The organism is Rhodopseudomonas sp. (assembly GCF_036404135.1).
In the GTDB taxonomy this organism is placed as follows: Bacteria; Pseudomonadota; Alphaproteobacteria; order Rhizobiales; family Xanthobacteraceae; genus Rhodopseudomonas_A.
Genome location: NZ_DASWPE010000215.1, coordinates 1 through 2,754 on the forward strand (window position 1 = coordinate 1; position 2,754 = coordinate 2,754).

The 2,754-nt window shown below is 65.9% G+C and carries 5 protein-coding genes; 4 read left to right on the plus strand and 1 reads right to left on the minus strand.

What is annotated here, in order from left to right:
- From VGC77_RS23540 to coaA, 4 genes are all read left to right on the plus strand, one after another.
- Positions 1–271 (plus strand): HisA/HisF-related TIM barrel protein (locus VGC77_RS23540; protein ID WP_331173974.1); only part of this gene is annotated, 271 nt, incomplete at its 5' end.
- A gap of 8 nt (positions 272–279) precedes the next feature.
- Positions 280–1,056: an imidazole glycerol phosphate synthase subunit HisF gene (gene hisF, locus VGC77_RS23545; RefSeq protein ID WP_331173975.1), complete on the plus strand. Its 777-nt coding sequence runs from the start codon at positions 280–282 to the stop codon at positions 1,054–1,056.
- Between the two features lie 60 nt (positions 1,057–1,116).
- Positions 1,117–1,440, plus strand: coding sequence for a phosphoribosyl-ATP diphosphatase (locus tag VGC77_RS23550; protein ID WP_331173976.1), 324 nt, complete (start codon positions 1,117–1,119; stop codon positions 1,438–1,440).
- 151 nt (positions 1,441–1,591) lie between these two features.
- On the plus strand, positions 1,592–2,545 hold the full coding sequence (gene coaA, locus VGC77_RS23555; RefSeq protein ID WP_331173977.1) for a type I pantothenate kinase: 954 nt from the start codon (positions 1,592–1,594) through the stop codon (positions 2,543–2,545).
- Between the two features lie 4 nt (positions 2,546–2,549).
- Here coaA and VGC77_RS23560 read toward each other — a convergent pair.
- Positions 2,550–2,754 (minus strand): hypothetical protein (locus tag VGC77_RS23560; protein ID WP_331173978.1); only part of this gene is annotated, 205 nt, incomplete at its 5' end.

The following is a 2,754-nucleotide window of genomic DNA, read 5'->3' on the forward strand; positions in this document are numbered from 1 at the left end:
TGCCGGCGTCGCCGCCATCATCTTCACCGATATCGCCCGCGACGGGCTGTTGAAGGGCCTCAACCTCGACGCCACGATCGAGCTTGCCGAAGCGATCTCGATCCCGGTGATCGCCTCGGGCGGGTTCGGCTCGATCGACGATGTCAAGGCGCTGATCCAGCCGCGCGCGAACAAGCTCGAAGGCGCCATCGTCGGCCGGGCGCTGTATGACGGACGGCTCGATCCGGCGGAAGCGTTGGCCTTGCTGCGCCGCGCGGCGGCGGCGGCCTGAGGCATAGCATGTTCAAAGTTCGCGTCATCCCCTGCCTCGACGTCAAGGACGGCCGCGTCGTCAAGGGCATCAACTTCGTCGATTTGCGTGACGCCGGCGACCCGGTGGAAGCCGCGATCGCCTATGACGCCGCCGGCGCCGACGAATTGTGCTTCCTCGACATCACCGCCACCCACGAGAATCGCGGCATCATGCTGGATGTGGTGCGGCGCACCGCCGAGGCCTGTTTCATGCCGCTGACGGTCGGCGGCGGCGTGCGCACCGTCGACGACATCAAGGTGCTGCTGCGCTCCGGCGCCGACAAGGTCTCGATCAATTCCGCCGCGGTCTCGCGCCGCGAATTCGTCAAGGAGGCCGCGGAGAAATTCGGCGACCAGTGCATCGTGGTGGCGATCGACGCCAAGCGGGTGAAGCGCGCCGGCGGCTCCGAGCGCTGGGAGATCTTCACCCATGGCGGGCGCAAGGCCACCGGCATCGACGCCATCGAATACGCCCAGGAGGTGGTGTCGCTCGGCGCCGGCGAGATCCTGTTGACCTCGATGGACCGCGACGGCACCCGGCAGGGCTTCGACATTCCGCTGACCAGCGCCATCGCCGACAGCGTGCACGTGCCGGTGATCGCCTCCGGCGGCGTCGGCAATCTCGATCACCTGGTCGACGGCATCCGCGGCGGCCATGCCACCGCGGTGCTGGCGGCCTCGATCTTTCATTTCGGCGAATTCACCATTCGCCAGGCCAAGGATCACATGGTGCGCGCCGGGTTGCCGATGCGGCTCGATCCTTAACGACGTTTCGAACGACGCGGCGCGTTGGCGCCGCCGCACAACAGAAAGCTGGAGGCCGCGATGGCCCGTTTCACGATCCACGATCTGGCCGCCACCGTCGATGCCCGCGCGGCGTCCGGCGGCGAAGCCTCCTATACCCGCAAGCTGCTCGACAAGGGGCCGGAGCATTGCGCCAAGAAATTCGGCGAGGAAGCGGTGGAGACGGTGATCGCCGCGGTCGAGAACGACCGCGCGCACCTGATCGCGGAAAGCGCCGACGTGCTGTTTCATCTTTTGGTGCTGCTGAAATCCCGCGACGTGCGGCTCGACGAGGTCGAGGCGGCGCTGGCGCTGCGCACCACGATGTCGGGGTTGGCGGAAAAGGCGTCGCGCAAGCGCGACTAGCGCGATCCGGCTCGCGGTTTGCCGATCCGGCAAGCCGCAACGGCGAAGTCGAAGAGGTCACCGGCTACTACGGCAGCCGGCCAGCGTGAGGCTCAAGACCCGGCAACAGAAGTGCGCGTCGGCGACGCGCCAGGCCACGAGGAATGACGGCATGGATGCGCGCGCAGACCAGGTCTATAACCCGTACCGGGTGTTCACGCGGGCACAGTGGGCCGGGCTGCGCGACGACACCCCGATGACGCTGGACGCCAGCGAGATCGCGGCGCTGCACTCGATGTACGACCGGCTCGACCTCAAGGAGGTCGAGGAGATCTATCTGCCGATGTCGCGGTTGCTGTCGATCTACGTCGCGGCGATGCAGCAGCTGTATTTCTCGCAGCGGCGGTTTCTCGGCATCGTCGACCGCAAGATGCCCTACATCATCGGCGTCGCCGGCTCGGTCGCGGTCGGCAAATCCACCACTGCGCGGGTGCTGCAGGCCCTGCTGGCGCGCTGGTCGCCGCGGCCCAAGGTCGACCTGATCACCACCGACGGCTTCCTGTATTCCAACGCGGTGCTGGAGCGGCAGGGGTTGATGCAGAAGAAGGGTTTTCCTGAGAGCTACGATCTGCCGCGGCTGTTGTCGTTTCTCAGCGACATCAAGGCCGGGCGGCGCCGGGTGCAGGCGCCGAACTACTCGCATCTCACCTACGACATCGTGCCGAACGAATTCGTCACCGTCGACCGTCCCGACATCCTGATCGTCGAGGGCGTCAACGTGCTGCAGACCGGCCGGCTGCCGCGCGACGGCAAGGCGGTGCCGGTGGTGTCCGACTTCTTCGACTTCTCGGTGTATATCGATGCCGACGAGCCGGTGCTGCGCGAATGGTACGTGCAGCGGTTCCTGGCGCTGCGCGACACCGCGTTCCATGATCCGCGGTCGTACTTCCATCGCTATGCGCCGTTGTCCGATGAAGAGGCGATCGCCACCGCGCTGGCGATCTGGGAGCGCACAAACCTCGCCAATCTCGAAGACAACATCCTGCCGACCCGGCCGCGCGCCACGCTGATCATGAAGAAGGGCGCCGATCACGTCGTCGAAAGCGTGGCGCTGCGGCGGTTGTGATTTTCTATGATCGTAGTGCCGCGGCGGCGATGATCTGATCGCCGTAGGCAAGCTGTATCAGCGAGCGCCAAACGCCGTCATCCTTGTAACTTAAATTCTGCTGGGCGAGGCGGTAGGCTGTCTCGCGCGGTGGCGGACGAGAGACCGGGTCATCCGAGGGCTTTGAAGCCCGAACCTCAGCTTGGGCCTTCGTCCGTCGTTCCATCGAA

What these genes read in the sequence shown, in the direction of transcription:
- hisF (WP_331173975.1), top strand. Translation starts at nt 280, where the DNA reads ATGTTCAAAGTTCGCGTCATCCCCTGCCTCGACGTCAAGGACGGCCGC.
- coaA (WP_331173977.1), top strand. Translation starts at nt 1,592, where the DNA reads ATGGATGCGCGCGCAGACCAGGTCTATAACCCGTACCGGGTGTTCACG.
- VGC77_RS23550 (WP_331173976.1), top strand. Translation starts at nt 1,117, where the DNA reads ATGGCCCGTTTCACGATCCACGATCTGGCCGCCACCGTCGATGCCCGC.